Annotated in this window: 18 protein-coding genes; 13 read left to right on the forward strand and 5 right to left on the reverse strand. The window is 58.5% G+C overall.

Annotated elements, in window-relative coordinates; translation table 11 throughout:
- The first annotated feature begins 113 nt into the window (after positions 1-113).
- The 4 genes from QRN31_RS16830 to QRN31_RS16845 all read left to right on the forward strand — a co-directional run bounded on the left by QRN31_RS16830 (position 114) and on the right by QRN31_RS16845 (position 5,744).
- Entirely contained in the window at positions 114-1,424 is a 1,311-nt protein-coding gene (locus tag QRN31_RS16830) for a patatin-like phospholipase family protein (RefSeq protein WP_285433238.1), read from the forward strand.
- Between the two features lie 97 nt (positions 1,425-1,521).
- Positions 1,522-3,483: a gluzincin family metallopeptidase gene (locus QRN31_RS16835; RefSeq protein ID WP_285433240.1), complete on the forward strand. Its 1,962-nt coding sequence runs from the start codon at positions 1,522-1,524 to the stop codon at positions 3,481-3,483.
- 4 nt (positions 3,484-3,487) lie between these two features.
- Positions 3,488-4,933 carry a ComEC/Rec2 family competence protein gene (locus QRN31_RS16840; RefSeq protein ID WP_285433242.1) on the forward strand — a complete coding sequence of 482 codons (1,446 nt, stop codon included), beginning with the start codon at positions 3,488-3,490 and terminating at the stop codon, positions 4,931-4,933.
- 301 nt (positions 4,934-5,234) lie between these two features.
- On the forward strand, positions 5,235-5,744 hold the full coding sequence (locus tag QRN31_RS16845) for a hypothetical protein (protein ID WP_285433244.1): 510 nt from the start codon (positions 5,235-5,237) through the stop codon (positions 5,742-5,744).
- A gap of 118 nt (positions 5,745-5,862) precedes the next feature.
- Here the strand turns inward: QRN31_RS16845 and QRN31_RS16850 are convergent, their stop codons facing one another.
- Positions 5,863-6,510, reverse strand: a complete 648-nt coding sequence (locus QRN31_RS16850) for a helix-turn-helix domain-containing protein (protein WP_285433246.1) — start codon at positions 6,508-6,510, stop codon at positions 5,863-5,865.
- Positions 6,511-6,951: 441 nt separating this feature from the next.
- Between QRN31_RS16850 and QRN31_RS16855 the strand changes: the two genes are divergently transcribed.
- From QRN31_RS16855 to QRN31_RS16895, 9 genes are all read left to right on the forward strand, one after another.
- Entirely contained in the window at positions 6,952-8,040 is a 1,089-nt protein-coding gene (locus QRN31_RS16855) for an AMP-binding protein (RefSeq protein ID WP_285433248.1), read from the forward strand.
- A gap of 9 nt (positions 8,041-8,049) precedes the next feature.
- Entirely contained in the window at positions 8,050-8,850 is an 801-nt protein-coding gene (locus QRN31_RS16860; RefSeq protein WP_285433249.1) for an ABC transporter ATP-binding protein, read from the forward strand.
- Between the two features lie 2 nt (positions 8,851-8,852).
- Positions 8,853-9,734: a branched-chain amino acid ABC transporter permease gene (locus tag QRN31_RS16865; protein ID WP_285433250.1), complete on the forward strand. Its 882-nt coding sequence runs from the start codon at positions 8,853-8,855 to the stop codon at positions 9,732-9,734.
- A 22-nt stretch (positions 9,735-9,756) separates the two neighbouring features.
- Positions 9,757-10,824 carry a branched-chain amino acid ABC transporter permease gene (locus QRN31_RS16870; RefSeq protein WP_285433253.1) on the forward strand — a complete coding sequence of 356 codons (1,068 nt, stop codon included), beginning with the start codon at positions 9,757-9,759 and terminating at the stop codon, positions 10,822-10,824.
- 52 nt (positions 10,825-10,876) lie between these two features.
- Positions 10,877-12,208 carry an ABC transporter substrate-binding protein gene (locus QRN31_RS16875; RefSeq protein WP_285433254.1) on the forward strand — a complete coding sequence of 444 codons (1,332 nt, stop codon included), beginning with the start codon at positions 10,877-10,879 and terminating at the stop codon, positions 12,206-12,208.
- A gap of 6 nt (positions 12,209-12,214) precedes the next feature.
- Entirely contained in the window at positions 12,215-12,979 is a 765-nt protein-coding gene (locus tag QRN31_RS16880) for an ABC transporter ATP-binding protein (protein ID WP_285433256.1), read from the forward strand.
- 127 nt (positions 12,980-13,106) lie between these two features.
- Positions 13,107-13,322 carry a TOBE domain-containing protein gene (locus QRN31_RS16885; protein ID WP_027921432.1) on the forward strand — a complete coding sequence of 72 codons (216 nt, stop codon included), beginning with the start codon at positions 13,107-13,109 and terminating at the stop codon, positions 13,320-13,322.
- A 77-nt stretch (positions 13,323-13,399) separates the two neighbouring features.
- Entirely contained in the window at positions 13,400-14,419 is a 1,020-nt protein-coding gene (locus tag QRN31_RS16890; protein WP_285433258.1) for an ABC transporter substrate-binding protein, read from the forward strand.
- A 185-nt stretch (positions 14,420-14,604) separates the two neighbouring features.
- Positions 14,605-15,831, forward strand: coding sequence for an RtcB family protein (locus tag QRN31_RS16895; protein ID WP_285433259.1), 1,227 nt, complete (start codon positions 14,605-14,607; stop codon positions 15,829-15,831).
- 9 nt (positions 15,832-15,840) lie between these two features.
- On the opposite strand, the gene QRN31_RS16900 is transcribed toward QRN31_RS16895, so the two are convergent.
- From QRN31_RS16900 to QRN31_RS16915, 4 genes are all read right to left on the reverse strand, one after another.
- A complete protein-coding gene (locus tag QRN31_RS16900; RefSeq protein WP_285433261.1) occupies positions 15,841-16,269 on the reverse strand; it encodes a hypothetical protein in 429 nt (142 codons plus the stop codon).
- 121 nt (positions 16,270-16,390) lie between these two features.
- On the reverse strand, positions 16,391-16,804 hold the full coding sequence (locus QRN31_RS16905) for a VOC family protein (protein ID WP_285433262.1): 414 nt from the start codon (positions 16,802-16,804) through the stop codon (positions 16,391-16,393).
- Positions 16,805-16,971: 167 nt separating this feature from the next.
- Positions 16,972-17,856: a hypothetical protein gene (locus QRN31_RS16910; protein WP_285433264.1), complete on the reverse strand. Its 885-nt coding sequence runs from the start codon at positions 17,854-17,856 to the stop codon at positions 16,972-16,974.
- 4 nt (positions 17,857-17,860) lie between these two features.
- Positions 17,861-18,652 carry a HipA family kinase gene (locus QRN31_RS16915; RefSeq protein ID WP_285433265.1) on the reverse strand — a complete coding sequence of 264 codons (792 nt, stop codon included), beginning with the start codon at positions 18,650-18,652 and terminating at the stop codon, positions 17,861-17,863.
- Positions 18,653-18,824 lie beyond the last annotated feature (172 nt).

Genomic DNA, 18,824 nt, shown 5'->3' on the forward strand with positions numbered 1-18,824 from the left:
TCGCCAACAACCGCCGCCCTGAACTTGACCGCGTGCCTTGAGCCAACTAGACCTTATAACCAAGTCTCGCACAGGCAGTGGGCGGCCGTTCCCAGTCGCTTCATGCAGGGAAAGTGGACAGGTCTGCTGTCCTGCATTCAGAAATCACTTCAACATTCCTGGCATGGCTTACGAGTGAATCTTGGTCCCTTCATTGGTTCTGGAGATCAGTCATGCCCACCGTCGAACCCGTCTCGAATCTTGCTCACCCGGATAAACCCCAACCTTTGCGCGACAGTGCGGCGCTCGCACTGTCCGGCGGGGGGTATCGGGCGATGTTGTTCCATACCGGCACTCTTTGGCGGCTGGGGCAACTGGGTTTTTTTCAGGATAAGCCGCTTGAGCGATTCGGCACCAATGGCAGCGAAAGTGTCGGCAAGCTCGAGCGCATATCGAGTGTTTCCGGCGGCTCGATCATCTCCGCGAAACTGGCGCTGGAGTTCAGCTCGCTGGAAAACCTGGGGCCAGTTGATTTCGACAGGGCTTTTACAGAGCTGGTGGTCGGTCCGATACGCCATCTGGCCGGAGTGACGCTTGCGGGGATGTCGGCCAAGGGCGTTTTTCAAGTCATCAAGGACATCGCGCTGCCTGGCGAGGTCAACGCGCATGTGGCCAAGGCGCTCGATGATGCGCTGTATAACGGTAAGAAATTGCAGGATTTACCCGACCGCGTGCGCTTTATCTTCAACGCCTCAAACCTGCAGTCGGGGGCGGTCTGGCGATTTTCAAAACCATACATGGGTGACTGGAAAGTGGGCAGGGTCATGAATCCTGCACTTTCGATCGCCCGGGCCGTCGGGGCGTCTGCGGCGTTTCCGCCGATACTCGCGCCAGCGACGCTGGAGTTCAGGGACAGCGATTTTGCGCCTGACGACGGTACGCAGTTTCTGCGGCATCCGCCCTACACCACATCGGTCGCCCTCGCTGACGGCGGCGTCTACGATAACCTCGGGTTGGAGACTTGCTACAAGTCCTTCAAGACACTGTTCGTCAGTAACGCCGGCAAGCCCTTTGCCGAGCAGCCCGATGTGTCCGTCAATTGGGTGTCCATCGGCAGTCGCTGCCTCGACGTGATGGACAACCAGGTGCTGAGCCTTAGAAAGCGTCTGCTTGTCCAGGCCTTCGAAGCCCGTGAGCGATACGGCGCCTTTTGGGATATCAAACAGGACATCGGCGTTCACGCACTGGCCGATTGCCTGCCTTGTCCGCTTGAGAGCACGCGCCAGCTGGCCCAGGTGCCGACTGATCTTGCGACCAAGGACATGGAAACCCAGAAACGCCTGATCAACTGGGGTTATGCGGTAGCCGATGCGGCCGTCCGGGCGCATTTCAATGGGCAACTGCCGCCGCCGATTGGATTTCCCTATCCCGAGAGCGCTTTGTGAGTCGCCATTTTCGGGCTGATATCGAAGGATTGCGCTAACGCAATAATCAGCCTCTGGCGTACGTGTTTCAAACGTCGGTCAGACAAGGAGATCTGGAGTGGACACGTCCGACTACTCTCCACCGGCCATGCGCAAATTGCGGGTGTATGCCTTCGATCCGCAAGCCTCGACTCAAATGGAAACGGTGCAGATCAACCACGCCACCATCGAATTGCCCTGGGAGCAACGATGGGAGCCCGACATCTTGCCGGGGCCGGTGAACGAGTACCTGGAAGTCATTGATGTCGACCCTACCAGCGGCCAGTTCTATAAACCGGTGGACTTGAATGATCCACATTTATTGGCCCAGGACGGCCTCGCGCCCTCCGAGGGTGATCCGCGTTTCCATCAGCAGATGGTTTTTGCCGTCGCGATGAAGACCATCAAATTATTTGAGCGGGCGCTGGGCCGCAAAGTCTTCTGGTCACCCAGAGCGGTCGAGGATGCCGTCACCAAGCGCACGACGTCTCACACTTATGTCCGAAGGTTACGCATCTATCCCCACGCGTTACGCGAAGCCAACGCCTATTACAGCCCGGCGAAAAAGGCGTTGTTGTTCGGTTACTTCAAGGCATCGATGACCAACGCCGGGGTGAACTTGCCGGGTGGCTGGATCTTTACCGCGCTGTCCCACGATATCGTCGCGCATGAAACGACCCATGCGATTCTCGATGGCTTGCACCGTCGTTACATCGAGTCGACCAACGTGGATAGCCTGGCGTTTCATGAAGCCTTTGCCGACATCGTGGCGCTGTTGATGCATTTCACCTTGCCCGAAGTGGTCTCCAGTCAACTGGCTGCACGTCGAGGCATCTTGAGCGAGCGTTCCTGGCTGAGCGGCCTGGCTCGGCAATTCGGCGAGGCGTCGGGGCGTTATGCGGCCTTGCGCGACGCCATCGACGAAAAAGGCCAGGACGGCTTGCCTGATCCGACACGTCTGGCGCAGTTGAGCGAGCCCCATGAGCGCGGCGCGATTCTGGTTGCCGCTGTTTTCGACGCCTTTATCACTATCTACGAGCAACGCACGGAGGATCTTTTTCGACTGGCCGGGCATGACAAGACGTCGACCGCCAACCTGTCGACGGAACTGATTGCACGCCTGACCCGCGAAGCCGTGAAGTCTGCCGATCATGTCCTGCGCTTGTGCATCCGCGCACTGGATTACCTGCCACCGGTGGATGTGCACTTTGGTGAATTTCTACGGGCCATCGTCACCGCCGATAACGACCTGGTGCCGGACGACCCGATGCACTATCGCCTGGCCGTCATTCAGGCTTTCAGACGGCGTGGCATTTTCCCGGACAAGTGTTTGTCGCTGGCACCGGACAGCTTGCTCTGGGAGTCGGTGAAAGGTGTTCAGTCAGAAGACCTTGCACTGACGGCCAATGACTTGCTCGACTTCCACGCCGCTGCAAAACCGAAACGCGGCTGGGCCGGTGGCGCGCTTGATCTGACGCCGCAATACGTACGGGAGAAGGCTTTTCTTCAGGCTGAGCACAATCGTCAGGTGGTGTGGAACTGGCTGATGGCAGAGTCGGCACATGATGCGCAATGGGAGAAGGTTCTGGGGATTTACTTCATGGCCCATCCCGGTGAATCAAGGAAGCAAGGGGCGTTGTTCATCGGCGCGGACGGGGTTCAACCGGCCGTGGAAGTGCACTCGGTCCGCACATGTCGCAGGGCGGGTCCGGACGGGCAGGACCTGCGGCAACTGGTGGTCGAAATTGCCCAGCGCCGTCGCGCCTACTTCGATGCCGAGGAGCAACTCAAAGAAGACTTGAAGCCGGTGCGAGAAAGAGGTCACCGCCCCTATGACTTCACCTTCCGCGGCGGGGCGACGCTGATTATCGACCTGCGCGACGGCACGCTGCGGTATGTCATCCGCAAGCGCATCGATGACGATGAGCGTCTGGACGCGCAGCGACGCTTCCTTCAGGCCGGCAGTGATGGCCTGGCCATGACCTACCGGCGTCCGCGCCCGGGCGATAACGCCTTCGCCATGACCCACCGTGGAGTCTGACGCCATGACGGATGCCAGCCAAAAAAACAGGGTGGCGATCCGCATGTACCGGGGAATTCTGGGTGACTGCTTTTTGCTGCGCTACACGGAAGCCGGGGTGACGCGCCATCTGTTGATCGACTGTGGTGTGCTGCAAGGGGAGAAGGACGGCAAGGAGCGAATGGCGCGCATTGTTGATGACGTTCATCAAACCACCGGTGGCGTGCTGGACCTGGTGGTGGTGACCCACGAGCACCATGATCACCTGTCTGGTTTTCTCTACGAACAAGCGCGTTTTTTGGGTGACGATTTTCACATCGGTGAGCTCTGGCTGGCCTGGACCGAGGACCTCAACGATCCGCAGGCGGTCGCGCTGCATGCCCGTTTCAACAAGGCCAAGGTGGCATTGGCCGGTGTCGTCGGCCTCTGCGACAGTGTCAGCGCATTGAATGGAGATGCGCGGATCAAAACCGTACAGGGGCTGTCAGCGTTTATCGAACCGCTGGCCGAGCCGGCCAGCAAGGACAAGCGCACGACAATCGAAAAGCTCAAGGACAAGGTGGGCTCGAAAGCGACCCGGTATCTGGAGCCTGGGGACGTGGTGCAACCGGCCGCGCTCCAGACGCTCAAGACGTACGTCATGGGACCTCCGCGCTCTGAAGAGCGCTTGCGCAAGAACCTGCCCAGCAGCGGCGCGGGGAAAGAGGTCTACATGACCAGCCTGGACGACGCGATGGCGCTGGAGGAGCGAACACTGCGGCTCAAAGGTGTGGTTGCGCTCGACGTCGATACGCCGTTCGCCCGCCCTTATCAGCGCACGACGCTGAACGCGCAAAAAGGTATAGACCCCCACCGCGCCATCGATGACAAAGCCGACAGCGTCGAGCAGCGCTATTTCAGCCACGAAAACCAATGGCGCTGTATTGAAGACGAATGGCTGGACGGCGCGGAGACCCTCGCCCTGAAGATGGATTCGGACACCAACAACACGAGTCTGGTCCTGGCGTTCGAACTGCCTGACGGGCAAATACTGCTGTTTCCCGGGGACGCCCAGGTGGGCAACTGGTTGTCCTGGGGAGACCAGACGTATCCCAAGGACAGCGAGCCAGGAGCACCGGCGCCATTGACCCGAGACGAGATTCTCGCCCGGGTCACGCTCTATAAGGTCGGTCACCATTGCAGCCACAACGCCACCGCGCGTGCGGCGGGACTGGAAAAAATGCACGATCCCCGGTTGGTGGCGATGATCCCGGTGGACGCGGATGTTGCCAAAGGCAAAGACTGGAAAATGCCCTATCCGGATCTGTTGAGTGCGTTGCAGGAACGTACCCGACAGCGGGTCGTTAGCGGCGATGGGACGCCCGCGAACGAAATCAAGGCTTTCAACGATTCACCCACAGACCCCGATCACCCGGTCAGCCTGAGTTATGGCACCGATGATTTGTGGGTGGAGGTGTCGATCCCGTATTGAGTCGGTTTCAGGGCGACTGCGCAAAATACACAGCGCTGTTTAGAACGATTATTTCCTTCAGTTATTTATATAGGCTTGTGTCGCATATCCATAACCAGACAAAACACGCTCCGACTGATCGGGTATCTGTCACAACAGCCGAATCGTCGTGGCGAAAGACGTTGGTGTCCTGCGTATCCCCGTTAACGATGCTTGAGCATTCATTCCAGCTGCTTGGCTGCCATCTTGTTGCGCTTGGGCCAATGCATAGAATTCGTCCATCAGCTTCGTCCACCTATTCAATCCTTCGGGGAACAACACCATGATGAACGCCATGCAGATGCAAATGCCGATGAACGCCAACATGCCGATGATGCCAATGATGGGCATGCCGATGATGATGGCGACCATGAGTTGCGAAATGATGGACGACGCCATGATGTGCAAAATGATGCCGGCCGCCGGCATGGACATGGCGATGTTCAAGAACAGCGCTGAAATGATGCAGATGATGATGAACTGCGGCATGCCGATGATGATGCACTGCGGCAACATGAGCATGATGTGCATGTCCCCGGCGAGCATGGCCATGCCGATGATGAACATGATGATGCCTATGCCGATGATGGGCATGCCGATGCCATCGATGAAGTGCGTGATGGAATGCACCCTGATGGACGACTGCATGATGTGCAAAATCATGCCGATGGCCGGCATGAACATGGACATGATGAAAAACTGCTGCACCCTGATGATGAAAATGATGAACGACTGCAGCATGCCGATGATGATGAGCTGCAATGGCATGCCGCTGATGTGCTGCACCTGCTGATTCCGGGCAGCACAAAAAAAGCCCCCGCAGCCATCAGGCCACGGGGGCTTTTTCATTCATTCCCGATAACACCATAGATCCCTGTGGGAGCTAGCCTGCTCCCACAGGGGCATGTGATTCAGTCCAGGCGCTCCGGGTAAGTCACCACCAGATACGCCACCGCTTCACTGTCGGCAGGGTTGCGATAGCGGTGGGGCTGGTCCGCATAGAACAGAATCGAGTCGCCGGTGGAGAGCAGATAGCGCTCGTCGTTGACGCTGATTTCCAGCACGCCTTGAGACACCACCAGGTTCTCCTGAACGCCGGGCCCGTGCCCCTCGGAGACGTCCTCGCCCAACGGGCTCAAGCGCAGTTCGTAAAACTCCGATTGGCGTGCGACATCGAACGGAAACAGCGCACGACTGATGAACGCGCCGCTGGCACTGACCAGGCGTTTGCTTTGACTGGCCGACAGCACCGCCACCCCTTCAAAGGCCCGATGCTCCAGAAACGCGGCCACCGATACCTTCAAGCCTTTGGCGATTTTGCACAGCACTTTGATCGACGGAACGCTGCGCCCGGATTCGATCTGCGCGAGCATCGCTCGGCTCACGCCGCACTGGCGGGCCAGGGCGTCGAGGGACAGATGACGCTTGCCGCGCAGACGTTGCAGATTCTGCGCGACCCGCTGGCAGATCGGGTCTTCTTCCAGTTGCTCGAGGTTGTTCAAATCCAGCACGGGTTCGTCGGCGCTCGCCAGAAAGCGCGAGGGTCCATTGGCGTTCACGCTTGACGTGTCTCGGTCGTTTGGCATGCCTGAACCCATGGAAAAGCCTGTAGTCCGGCATTGCGTGCGTACATGTCCCACATGGCCCGTGCCCGTTGCTGAGCCTGTTTGCGTTTACGGTAGCTGGCGAAGTCGATGAGGTTGTCAGTCGGATTCATGGGGCACTTCACTGTGGTGATGAATGACGGGATGAGCTGAGAGTACGTGGATATTTTTATAACGATAAATACTGATTTTGTATTTGTTAATTCGTTTAGGTTCTTAAAAGTGTGGCGACTGGGCGCAAGTGTTGGTGGAGCAACAGGGATTCGTCAGGCTGTGCTCAGGCAATACAGGCGAGGGGAGCGTTAGTTACTCCTAACTTATTGATAAATAGGTATTTGTTGTCTGGCACGGAGGCTGCAATGGCTGTTTGCAGACCGCCCTCCAAAGGACAACCCGATGACCCAGACACTGCCCCAGGCCTTGTTGCAACAAGCCCAGACCCGAGGTTCGAAGACCGCCCTGCGCTACAAGCGCCTGGGCATCTGGCAGGCCCGCAGCTGGCGTGAAGTGGCGACGGATGTCAGCCGCCTCGCGGCTGAGTTGCAGCAACGAGGGTTCAGTCGCGGCGATGACTTACTGATTATCAGCCAGGCCCGGGCCGAAGCGCTTCTGCTGGCGCTCGCCGCGCAGTGGTTGGGGGGGAGCGTCACACTGCTGGACCCTGAACTCGACAATCGACCGCTGTTGGTCAGGCTCAAACCTGCGTTTGTATTGGCCGAAGCGTTGGAGTCGCTGCAGCAGATACGTGATGTCGGTCATCCATCCCGTGTCTTGTTGTACCTGGACGCGCGCGGCCTGAATGCCGCCGACGATCACGGGTTGAGCGCATTTGCCGATTGGCTTATGGGGAAAGCGGCTGATGCGCCGGCGCCTGTCACCGAGTCAGCGGCCACAGCCTTTGTTTTCCATCCCGCCGACGGACAACCCCGACCGTTGAGTCATGGGCAGTTGCTGGAAGGTGCGCGCAAGTTGGTGGCACGGGAGAACCTGGTCGCTGGCGAAGAGGCACTGGCGGCCCGTGTGTTTGCTGCCAGCGGCCAGGCGCGTTACCTGCTGGCGCCATGGCTGAGCACCGGGTTCTGCCTGAACTTCCCTGAAGCCTTGGCGACACGCGACACCGACCGCCGCGAGCTTGGTCCCACTCTCGTATTGGGTACCCGCGAATCTTATGCCCGTCTTGAACACTGGGCCCGTGAACGTCTGCCGTTGCCTGGCACCCTGAGCCATCGTTTGTACCGTTGGGCGATGGCGCCGGATGCACTGCTTTTTCGTCGCTGGATCGGTTACTGGCTGATCCGCCGGCCCTTGCTCGATGTGCTGGGCATGAGCCGCCTGCGCGTGCCGTTGTTGGTCGGGCCCGCGCTGAGCCAAGAAAGTGCCGCGTTCTTCGGCGCCTTGGGCATCCACCCCGACAGTTGGCAGGAGCCATCGGTCCTGCGCGAACCCGCCGAAGCGCCTGCCCACCTGATTTCCCACTCCGTCTGACGAGCCCCCATGAGCGCAATCACTGAATCCGTACTGCTGCGGCTCGATGACATCTCCCTGTCGTTCAAGGGCGTCAAGGCCATCACGTCCATCAGCTTCGCCGTAAAGGCCGGAGAAATCTGCGCGCTGATCGGCCCCAACGGCGCCGGCAAAAGCTCGCTGCTGAATGTCATCAACGGCGTTTACCAGGCCCAGAGCGGCAGCGTCAGTTACGCCGGGCAGACGCGGCGACGCATGCGCCCGCACCAGGCTGCCGAGCGCGGCATTGCCCGCACGTTTCAAAACATCGCGCTGTTCAAGGGCATGAGCGTGCTCGACAACGTGCTCACCGGCCGCAACCTCAAGCGCCGCAGCAGTTGGGTCGAGCAGATGCTGCGCCTGGGGCGCGCGCCTCGGGAGGACGATGAGCAGCGCCGCCACGCCGAAACAATCATCGAATTTCTGCGCATCCATCCCTGGCGCCATGTGCTGGTGTGCAAGCTGCCTTATGGATTGCAGAAGCGTGTCGAGCTGGCCCGGGCCCTGGCCGCGGAACCGACGTTGTTGCTGCTGGACGAGCCCATGGCCGGAATGAACGCAGAAGAAAAGACCGAGATGACCCAGTTCATCCGCGACATCAACCGTGAGTTCGGCACCACCGTCGTGCTGATCGAACACGACATCGGCGTGGTGATGGGGTTGTGCGACCACGTGGTGGTGCTCGATTACGGCCGCAAAATCGGCGATGGCACCCCCGAACAGGTTCGCGCCAACCCGGAGGTGATCGCGGCTTACCTGGGCACACGACTTTCCCGCGCGGAGGCCCGCTGAGCATGGAATTTTTCTTTGAGGTGTTAATTGGCGGGTTGCTGGCGGGGGTCATGTACTCCCTGGTGGCCATTGGTTTTGTGCTGATCTACAAGGCCTCCGGCGTATTCAATTTCGCCCAAGGCGCAATGGTGCTGTTCGCTGCGCTGACTTTTGTCAGTCTGCTCGAACGCGGCTTTCCCTTCTTCTGGGCGTTTGTCGTGACGCTGGCAAGCCTTGTAGTGCTGGCGTTGCTGATCGAGAAAACGGTGCTTCGGCCCTTGGTCAATCGCCCGCCGATCATCCTGTTCATGGCCACGCTGGGCCTGTCTTACATGATCGAAGGCCTTGCGCAATTCTTCTGGGGCGCGCAGGTCCACGGTCTCGAATTAGGCATTGCCGATGAGCCGCTGGAAATACGCGGCATGTTGCTCTCGCAGTTCGACCTGTTCGCCGCCGGCACCGCCGCCACCCTGGTGATCGCCTTGTCATTGCTGTTCAACAAGACCCGAGTCGGTTTGTCCTTGCGCGCGGTGGCCGATGATCCGCTGGCGTCCCTGGCGGTTGGCATTCGCCTGCCACGGATCTGGGCGCTGGTCTGGGCGGTGGCGGGTTTTGTCGGGTTGGTGGCCGGGCTGCTCTGGGGGGCTCGGCTGGGGGTGCAGTTTTCGTTGTCGCTGGTGGTGCTCAAGGCGTTGCCCGTGCTGATCATCGGCGGTTTCTCCTCGATCGGTGGGGCGATTGTCGGTGGATTGATCATTGGCGCTGCGGAAAAAGTCGCGGAGATCTACCTCGGCCCGATCATCGGCAGCGGCATCGAAAACTGGGTGCCTTACGTCCTCGCCTTGCTGTTTTTGCTGGTGCGTCCTGCCGGGTTGTTCGGCGAGCGGGCGATCGAACGGGTCTGATTTTCTTTCAAGGAATGCCTCCATGCTTTATCAAGAAGCGGGTCAACTGAGCACCAGCTACGCAGCAGAACGGCGCACGTTTCGTTTGCGCCAGGACCGCCTGGGTTTGTGGCTGCTCCTGGGTTTTGCCTTCATCGCGGTGCCGTTGCTCGGCAATGACTACTGGTTCAGCGCGATTCTGGTGCCGCTGCTGGTGTTGTCCCTGGCGGGGCTGGGGCTGAACTTGCTGACTGGTTACGCCGGGCAACTGTCGCTGGGCTCGGCGGCGTTCATGGCGGTGGGCGCATTTGCGGCCTACAACCTGCAACTGCGAGTGCCCGGTCTGCCGTTGCTGGTGAGTTTTGGCCTGGGCGGAGTGATCGCCGCGCTGGTGGCGGTGCTGTTCGGTCTGCCGAGCCTGCGGATCAAGGGTTTTTACCTGTTGGTGGCGACCCTCGCCGCGCAATTCGTCGTGGAATGGGTGCTCACCCGGTTCAGCTGGTTTACCAACGACAACGCCTCCGGGGTCATCACCTCGCCGCCACTGCTGATCGCCGGATGGGATTTCAGTTCGCCCCGTGGCCGTTATCTGTTGACCCTGGCTGTGGTTGTTGGGCTGTTCTGGTTGGGCAAAAATCTGGTGCGCAGCGAGTTGGGCCGTAACTGGATGGCGGTGCGCGACATGGACACCGCCGCCGCAGTGATCGGCATCCGCCTGTTCAAGGCCAAGCTGTTGGCGTTTGCCATCAGCGGCTTTTACCTCGGCATCGCCGGTTCGCTGTGGGCGTTCGCTTACCTGGGCACGGTGGAGCCCCACGGCTTCGATCTCAGTCGTTCGTTCCAGGTGTTGTTCATCATCATTATCGGCGGCCTGGGCAGTGTGCTCGGCAACGTTTTGGGCGCTGCATTCATCGTGCTGTTTCCGATTCTATTGGCCAACGTCTGCGGGTTTTTGCCTGCCGGGCTGATCGACTCCGGGCAATTGGAAAACATCCAGAAAATGCTCTTCGGCGCATTGATCATCGCCTTCCTGATCAAGGAACCCGAAGGGCTGGCCCGGCTGTGGCAGCGCTTTCGACAACGGGCCAGGGTCTGGCCGCTGCGGTACTGAATTCTTTCATCCCTGATAAAACCATCATCGAACCTCACGAGGAACTGCCTTCATGACTCACCGCACACCGCTGCGCCGCCTGGCGCTGGGCCTGGCCTTTATCACCGCCGGGCTCAGTGCCGGCGTTCAAGCTGCCAACGAACAGTATTTCCCGTTGCAGAGCTATCGGGTCGGCCCCTACGCCGCGGGTGGCACCGGCTTCTTCGGCGGGTTCATCGATTACCTGCAATACGTCAACTCGAAGGGCGGGGTGAACGGGGTCAAGCTGACCTGGAGCGAGTGCGAAACCGAGTACGTGGTCGAGAAGGGCGTTGAATGTTATGAGCGCCTCAAAGGCGGACTCAATGGAGCGCCAGCGGCCGCCACCAACCCGTTGTCGGTGGGCATTGCCTACGCGACGCTTGATCGTTCGACGGCCGACAAGTTGCCGCTGATTACCATCAACCATGGCCGCACCGACTCCACCGACGGCAGTGTTTTCCCGTACGTGTTCCCGTTGCAGCTCAACCCGTATTCGGAAGTCTCGGCGATCATCAATTACATCGGTCAGCGTGAAGGCGGGGCCGACAAACTCAAGGGCAAGAAAATCGCCGTGCTGTACCACGGCTCGCCCTATGGCAAGGAAACCAACGGCGTGCTCGAGACCCTGGCGAAAAACGCCGGGTTCGAACTCACGCTGCTGGAAGTGCCGCACCCCGGCAACGAACAGCAATCGCAATGGCTGAACATCCGTCGCCTCAAGCCTGACTGGGTGATTCTGCGGGGGTGGGGAGTGATGAACCCGGTGGCGCTGAAGTCGGCGCAAAAAGTCGGTTACCCGGCGGATCACATCATCGGCAATATCTGGAGCAACTCGGAAGAAGATGTGGTGCCGGCGGGTGCTGCGGCGAAGGGCTTCATCTCGATCACCACGCACCCATCGGGGACCGATTTCCCGGTGTTGCAGGGCATCAAGCAGAGCGTGGTCGACGCGGGCAAAGGCAACCTGGCCGATCCGAAGCGCTTCGGCACCGTGTACTACAACCTCGGGGTGGTGAACGGCATTCTCAACGTCGAAGCAGTGCGCCTGGCTCAGGAAAAATACGGCGACAAACCGTTGACCGGTGAGCAGGTGCGCTGGGGCTTCGAGCACTTGAACCTGGACGATGCGCGGTTGGCGGCGTTGGGCGCCAAAGGGCTGGTGCAGCCGTTGAAACTGTCTTGCGCCGACCATGAAGGCGGCGGCGCCGTGCGCTTCCAACAGTGGGACGGCCAGCGCTGGAACCTCATCAGCGATTGGGTCCAGGCGGACCGCGCCCTGTTGCGGCCGATCATCGAAGCCTCTGCGGCGCAATACGCCAAGGAAAAAGGCATCACCGCGCGCAATTGCAGCCAGGAGCAATAAAGTCCGATGAGCCAGAGCCTACAGGCCGACCCTCCGTTGCTGAGCGTGGAGCAGGTCGAAGTGTTTTACGAACAGTCGATTCTCGCCTTGCGCGGCGTCACGTTGCAGGTCGGCCAAGGGCAGATGGTGGCTTTGCTGGGTGCCAATGGTGCCGGCAAGAGCACAACGCTCAAGGCGATTTCCAGTCTGGTGCGGGCCGAACGCGGTGAAGTCACCAAGGGCCGGATTGTCTATCAGGGGCATGCGATCACCGATGCCGATCCCGCCAGCCTTGTGCTGGCGGGGCTGGCTCAGGTGCTTGAGGGGCGGCATTGCTTCACCCACCTGAGCGTCGAGCAGAACCTGCTGATCGGCGGGTTCGTCGGGCGGCCGTCGCGCAAAGTGCTGAATCAACGTCTGGAACGCATCTACGGCTATTTCCCCCGATTGCGCCTGCTGCGCAAGCGCCTGGCCGGCTACGCCTCCGGCGGCGAACAGCAAATGATCGCCATTGGGCGTGCGCTGATGTCCGAACCGCGTCTATTGCTGCTGGATGAACCGTCCATGGGGTTGGCGCCCCAGGTGGTCGAGGAGATTTTCGACATCCTTGCCCGGCTCAACCGTGAGCAAGGGTTGAGCCTGTTGGTGGCCGAGCAGAACATCAACATCGCCCTGGATTATGCGCAGTACGCCTTTGTGCTGGAGAACGGTCGCGTGGTGGATGAAGGTTCGGCAGCTGAGTTGGCCGGTCGTGAGCAGATCCAGAATTATTACCTGGGGGCAGTGGGGTAGGGTGTTGATATTCTATTTGGTAATAAATAGATAATTATATATTCCTTTTGTTGTTGGTTCGGCTGATGCACTTTGAAGGCCTGCGCATCCATGCGGATGTGCCCTACACCAGACAGGAAGCCTCGACATGACTATCAAAGCGATCAACGTCCGTAACCAGTTTAAGGGTGTCATCAAGGAAATTGTGCAAGGCGAAGTGGTGTCCGAAATCGATGTGCAAACCGCTTCCGGCATTGTCACCTCAGTCATCACTACGCGCTCGGTGCGCGACCTGGAATTGAAAGTGGGCAGTGAGGTGATTGCCTTCGTGAAATCTACCGAGGTCTCCATCGCCAAGCTCTGAATAACCCGTTTGATCGGTATTAGCGGCCTCGGCCGCTTTTTTTGTCGGTGCACACTTCCCATTACATCGAGGTTTTCATGGTGACTCCCTTCAAGCGCGGCGCATTGACCCTGTTGGCAGCCTCCGTGGCGGCCGTGAGCGCGTTACTCAGTCCCGGCGTTCAAGCCGAAGGCAAAATAAGCATCGCCCAGCAATTTGGCATCGGTTACCTGATCCTCGATGTGGTGCGCGACCAACAACTCATCGAGAAGCATGGCAAGGAGCAGGGCCTCGACATCAAGGTCGACTGGAATAGCATCTCGGGAGCCACGGCGATGAACGAGGCGCTATTGGCCGGTGCACTGGACGTGGTGTCGGCAGGCGTGCCGCCGATGCTGACGATCTGGGACCGGACCAAGGGCAAGCAGAACGTCAAGGCCATCGCCTCGCTGGGATCGATGCCCAATTACCTGCTGACCAACAACCCGAACGTGAAGAGTCTCAAGGACTTCACGGAGAAGGATCGCATTGCCGTACCGGCAGCGGGTGTCGGTTTCCAGTCGCGCACCCTACAAATTGAAACCGCCAAACAGTTTGGCGCGGACCAGTACAAAAAGTTTGACGACATCTCGATCAGCCTGGCCCACCCGGACGCGACATCGGCGCTGATTGCCGGCGGCTCGGAAATCAACGCGCATTTTTCCAGCCCGCCGTTCCAGTACCAGGAACTGCAAAGTCCCAACGTGCACAAGGTGTTGAGTTCCTACGACGTCTTGGGCGGACAGGCCACGTTCAACGTGCTGTACACCACTGAAAAATTCCACGACGAAAACCCGAAAACCTACAAGGCGTTCTACGCGGCATTGGCCGAAGCCGAGAAAATCATCAAGGCCGACAAGCCTGCCGCTGCGCAGACTTATATTCGGGTGGAGCAATCGAAACTGGTACTGCCACTGGTTGAGAAAATCGTCGCCGACCCGGAAATCGACTTCACCGTCGTGCCCCAGCGCACGTTTATCTACGCCGAGAAACTCCAGGAATTGGGCGTACTGAAAAACAAGGCCGCCAGCTGGAAGGACTACTTCTTTGAAGAGGCCCACGACAGCGCCGGCAGCTAAGTCGGTCAGAGCCCCCGGCTGCTTCTGATCAACGGTGCAAACCGCGTCGTATCCTGCTGGCCGTCGACACCCCGACGATGGCTGTCGAGGCGCTGATTGAGGATCTTCAGCGTGGGTTCGCTGCGTTACTATGAGGACTTCAAGGGGCCGCTCAGGCCCCGCCGGCCAATAGACAGTAGCGAATCATGCAAGCCCCGACCTATCAACTGCTGGAAGTCGCCAACGGCAAACCGATCAAGCTCTGGACCGAAGGCGTCCCGGTGGAAAACGAAGCCCGGCAGCAGTTGATCAACACCGCGAAGATGCCGTTCATCTTCAAACACCTGGCAGTGATGCCCGACGTCCACCTGGGCAAGGGCTCGACCATCGGCAGTGTCATCCCTACGGTGGGTGCGATCATTCCGGCCGCCGTCGGGGTCGACATCGGCTGCGGCATGATCGCTGCGTGCACATCGCTGACGGCTGCCGATTTGCCGGACAACCTGCATGGCTTGCGTTGCGCCATCGAGAAAGCGGTGCCCCATGGGCGCACCCTGGGCCGTGGCATCCGCGACAAAGGCGCCTGGGACAGCGTTCCCAAACAGGCCGATCACGCCTGGACGGCGTTGCATTCACGGTTCAAGGCGATCACCGACAAATACCCGAAACTCGCCAGCACCAACAACCGTGTTCACTTGGGGACACTGGGCAGCGGCAACCACTTCATCGAAGTGTGCCTGGATGAAACCAACCGGGTCTGGTTCATGCTGCACAGCGGCTCACGCGGGGTCGGCAACGCCATCGGCAACCTGTTCATTCAACTGGCCCAGGCCGACATGCGTCAGCACATTGCCAACCTGCCGGACCGCGACCTGGCCTATTTCAAGGAAGGCTCCCGGCATTTTGACGACTACGTCGAAGCCGTGAACTGGGCCCAGGACTTCGCCAAACAAAACCGCGCACTGATGATGCAAGCGGTGATTCAGGCAACACGCAAAGTGATCAGCAAACCCTTCGACGTGGCACTGGAAGCGGTGAACTGCCACCACAACTACGTGCAAAAAGAGCGGCATTTTGGCCAGGACATTCTGGTCACCCGCAAGGGCGCGGTGTCAGCGCAAAAGGGCGAACTGGGGATTATCCCGGGATCAATGGGCGCAAAAAGCTTCATCGTTCGTGGCCTTGGCAATGAAGAATCGTTTTGCTCCTGCAGCCATGGCGCCGGCCGCGTCATGAGCCGCACCAAAGCAAAAAGCCTGTTCACCGTCCAGGACCAGATCCGCGCCACTGCTCACGTCGAATGCCGCAAGGATGCCGCCGTCATTGATGAGATACCGATGGCCTACAAAGACATCGACCACGTCATGCACGCTCAGCGCGAACTGGTGGAAGTGCTCCACACCTTGCGGCAAGTGGTGTGCGTGAAGGGCTGAACGCAGTCATTAGCGGTACTTGATCACGATCCCCTTGAGTTTGCGCCCCTCAATGGTTTCGACATCGCGCGCCCACAGCGGCCCATTGACGTAGGCGCCCACCGGCTGGATATGGTCATAGACCACCACCACGGCATCGCCCCCGAGCTTGGCCGCCTCGTCCCGCAATTTTTCTTCGACCTTGGTAATCGGCGGGGCAGGGTCGACACTCGCATCGATCAGCACTTCACCCAAACGAATGTGCGGGCGCATCGGCTCAGTGCGCAACACCACGACCTCGCTGGCCAGCGTCGGCGCAGGATGCTCGACGCCCACATACGCGGTGGTTCGTGCATCAACAGTGGCGCACCCACTCAGTGCGAGCAGGGCGGCGGTGAGTCCGCCCGCCAACAGGGACAGTTTGAGACGGGTGGACAAAGGGGCGTCATGGGCAGGCATGGTGGAACTCCTCCGAAGGGGCCGCTACTACGCGGGCTGCCTTGTTGACGGTAGCAGACGGTCCGGGAGTTTCCAGAAAGCCCAACCCTTTCAGGCTGGGCTTTTCTAATGTCTGAAAACGTCACTGATCCTTTTCGCAATTCACCATCCAAGACACACCGAACCGATCCACCAGCATCCCGAACCGCTCAGCCCAGAAGGTCTTGTCCAGCGGCATCTGCACCTTGCCATCCTCCGCCAACGCGCCAAAGACGCGCTCGGCCTCGGCAACGCTGTCGACATTCAACGAAACCGAACAACCGCTCATATCATCCGTCGGACGATCCGGCGTGGTGTCTGACCCCATGATCGCCTGATCACCCACCGCCAGGCGGGTATGAATGATCAGATTATGCAGGTCCGCAGGAAGCTGCTCGCGAGCCGGGCTTTCGCCGAAGGTCATCATCATTTCGATCCGGCCTTGCAGGGCTTGCTCATAGAACGTGAAGGCGGCTTTGCAGTCGCCGTTGAAGATGAGATAGGGATTGATTTTCATGTTTGCTCCCGTTGACCGAGGGACCTGGAGGTGCCCTCTGGCCTATCAATTGACTCCAAGTAGCAAAGCCTTAGAGACGGGATTGTGCCGAGTTTGTTTAGACGTTTTTTCTATGGAAGGGGCGGGGCTTATTGCTTGATCGATGCGTCGTGATTTTGGGTTGTCGATTAAGCGGCGCGCTCATAGTCGATAATTGCTTCGGCGGCTTCCTCTGCTCCAAAAAACACTTGGGGCTCAATGCCATCTTCTAAGCTTTGGCGCTTAAGATCTTCAAGACTTTGCTCATATTCGGTGATCAGCGCTCGATCGAATCGGTCAAGTGACTTTGGCGTCCAGATGAAAAGGGTGCATTTGTTTTGAGGTGCATCGGCCATTTTGTGTTTTACAAAGTGGAGATCCCACAAGCGACTCTTGGCGCCATCGACATGCCGGCTAATCTGTTTCGATGGTTTTATTTTTGCCAGGCTAGCGACCATTTTGTTCCCGGAAAAAAATAGATTACCCCGGGCCCCCTGCATCGCTTGGGTGTGAAGGGGAAGGTTGAAACGGTCCCGCAGCCTAGGCAATATTCCAAGGACACGCTCTTGTATGTCGGAGCGTAGCTGACCAAGATTCTGTTCGTAAACGATTGGATCGTCTTCAGCATCTTCTTCTTCGATAGCATCGGAATGAACTGAGGAGAGGCTTGATGTGAGGCTGCACGCCTGCTGAAGAATATGCTTCATGTTCACACCTAGACCCTTTCGGGTTTTTCCGACTGATATCCCGTGGATACCCGCTGAAAAACTACCTTCAAAGCCAGTCTCTGCGAACTCCAATGCTCTGTTAAGAGCCAACTCCATCATTTTCTGCATTCCTGCCGCAGACGCTCCGTACAGGCACTTTAATGCCTTGTCACTAATTGCCAGGCAGCCGTCGACGCCAGTGCTCGATTTCGCAACAACTGCGATTGTCAGGCGTTCTCCCGATTGAACGATGGGCTCAAGGTAAATGGGAGCCCAATCAGCCTCATACTCTGGAAAACTTGGGAAGTCGGAAAGATCTGGAAGCATCGTGTTAGATCGCCAAACTGTTTTGTTTTAAACCAAGCGCGCTATCCAATAGCACGCCCATATGATGGACTCGGGACTCAAGGAATTCCACCACCCGGTCAACGTGCTCAATCGATACCTGACAATACTCTGGCTGGCTAGCTGCCGCATATTTTTGGAAATCTGCGTCGTATATCGGGGCAGAGCTGTTCTTGAGCTTTTTGGCTGACAGGTGACGCTCGAAAACTGTGACCTCACCGATCACCATTTGCAGCAAGCGATTCTGGATGTTTTTTCCAGCCTCGGACACAGGCGAAGCTAAAGCTTCTTCATGATCAATCAGCCAGATTGCACCGTCGGCCCCGACAAGCAAATTCCGCAGATTCCTATCCGTATTGGCGACTAGCTCGTCAAATACGATTGCAGCGTGAAGATGGGACCATTTGTTCAGGAGGTGCGAGACTTTGTCGAATTTGATCGCACGACTGACAGGAATGGCATTCGTGTCGATGCTGGCGAGGGCAATGCATTTGCCTGGTCCTCGTCCGAGTGACTCGCCTCTTGCGATGACTAGCGCGGTGAGGGGAATTGGGAGACCAAAATACCGTCCGATTGTGGCGCTCATCGTTTCTGCGAAAAGGCGCTCTGCCGGAAGGAATTTTACGTAGGCGTGAAGATCGCGTCTGTATCCTTTAAGTCCAGTAACTGTCCCGTAGAACAGCGGGTGCTGGCCCTTGATATCTGGATCATCGACGGGGGCCCCCTGTAGGAAAAGTCCAAGCGGAATGTCCAAGACTTCCAGATTTGAGATCGACATCCTTTTCTACGCTTCCCTTGTCGCCTGACTGTTGATCCGCGACGTTCATTTTTAAGTAAATCCCCTGACGGTCGGCTTTTGCCAGCAGTGGACGAGAGGATTGTCTTGGGCAAGTCCGTCAAATTGTCGCGACAGGAAATGTAATTCTAGCGCGGCTTTCAGACTTAAATAG

The organism is Pseudomonas sp. fls2-241-R2A-110, from assembly GCF_030209165.1.
Classification (GTDB): domain Bacteria; phylum Pseudomonadota; class Gammaproteobacteria; order Pseudomonadales; family Pseudomonadaceae; genus Aquipseudomonas.

Bases quoted from the DNA above. Each gene is read 5' to 3' on its own strand.
- QRN31_RS16855 (WP_285433248.1), top strand. From the start codon at position 6,952: ATGACCCAGACACTGCCCCAGGCCTTGTTGCAACAAGCCCAGACCCGA.
- QRN31_RS16865 (WP_285433250.1), top strand. From the start codon at position 8,853: ATGGAATTTTTCTTTGAGGTGTTAATTGGCGGGTTGCTGGCGGGGGTC.
- QRN31_RS16910 (WP_285433264.1), bottom strand. From the start codon at position 17,856: ATGCTTCCAGATCTTTCCGACTTCCCAAGTTTTCCAGAGTATGAGGCT.
- QRN31_RS16905 (WP_285433262.1), bottom strand. From the start codon at position 16,804: ATGAAAATCAATCCCTATCTCATCTTCAACGGCGACTGCAAAGCCGCC.
- QRN31_RS16870 (WP_285433253.1), top strand. From the start codon at position 9,757: ATGCTTTATCAAGAAGCGGGTCAACTGAGCACCAGCTACGCAGCAGAA.
- QRN31_RS16840 (WP_285433242.1), top strand. From the start codon at position 3,488: ATGACGGATGCCAGCCAAAAAAACAGGGTGGCGATCCGCATGTACCGG.
- QRN31_RS16860 (WP_285433249.1), top strand. From the start codon at position 8,050: ATGAGCGCAATCACTGAATCCGTACTGCTGCGGCTCGATGACATCTCC.
- QRN31_RS16880 (WP_285433256.1), top strand. From the start codon at position 12,215: ATGAGCCAGAGCCTACAGGCCGACCCTCCGTTGCTGAGCGTGGAGCAG.
- QRN31_RS16885 (WP_027921432.1), top strand. From the start codon at position 13,107: ATGACTATCAAAGCGATCAACGTCCGTAACCAGTTTAAGGGTGTCATC.
- QRN31_RS16875 (WP_285433254.1), top strand. From the start codon at position 10,877: ATGACTCACCGCACACCGCTGCGCCGCCTGGCGCTGGGCCTGGCCTTT.
- QRN31_RS16900 (WP_285433261.1), bottom strand. From the start codon at position 16,269: ATGCCTGCCCATGACGCCCCTTTGTCCACCCGTCTCAAACTGTCCCTG.
- QRN31_RS16845 (WP_285433244.1), top strand. From the start codon at position 5,235: ATGATGAACGCCATGCAGATGCAAATGCCGATGAACGCCAACATGCCG.
- QRN31_RS16890 (WP_285433258.1), top strand. From the start codon at position 13,400: ATGGTGACTCCCTTCAAGCGCGGCGCATTGACCCTGTTGGCAGCCTCC.
- QRN31_RS16895 (WP_285433259.1), top strand. From the start codon at position 14,605: ATGCAAGCCCCGACCTATCAACTGCTGGAAGTCGCCAACGGCAAACCG.
- QRN31_RS16915 (WP_285433265.1), bottom strand. From the start codon at position 18,652: ATGTCGATCTCAAATCTGGAAGTCTTGGACATTCCGCTTGGACTTTTC.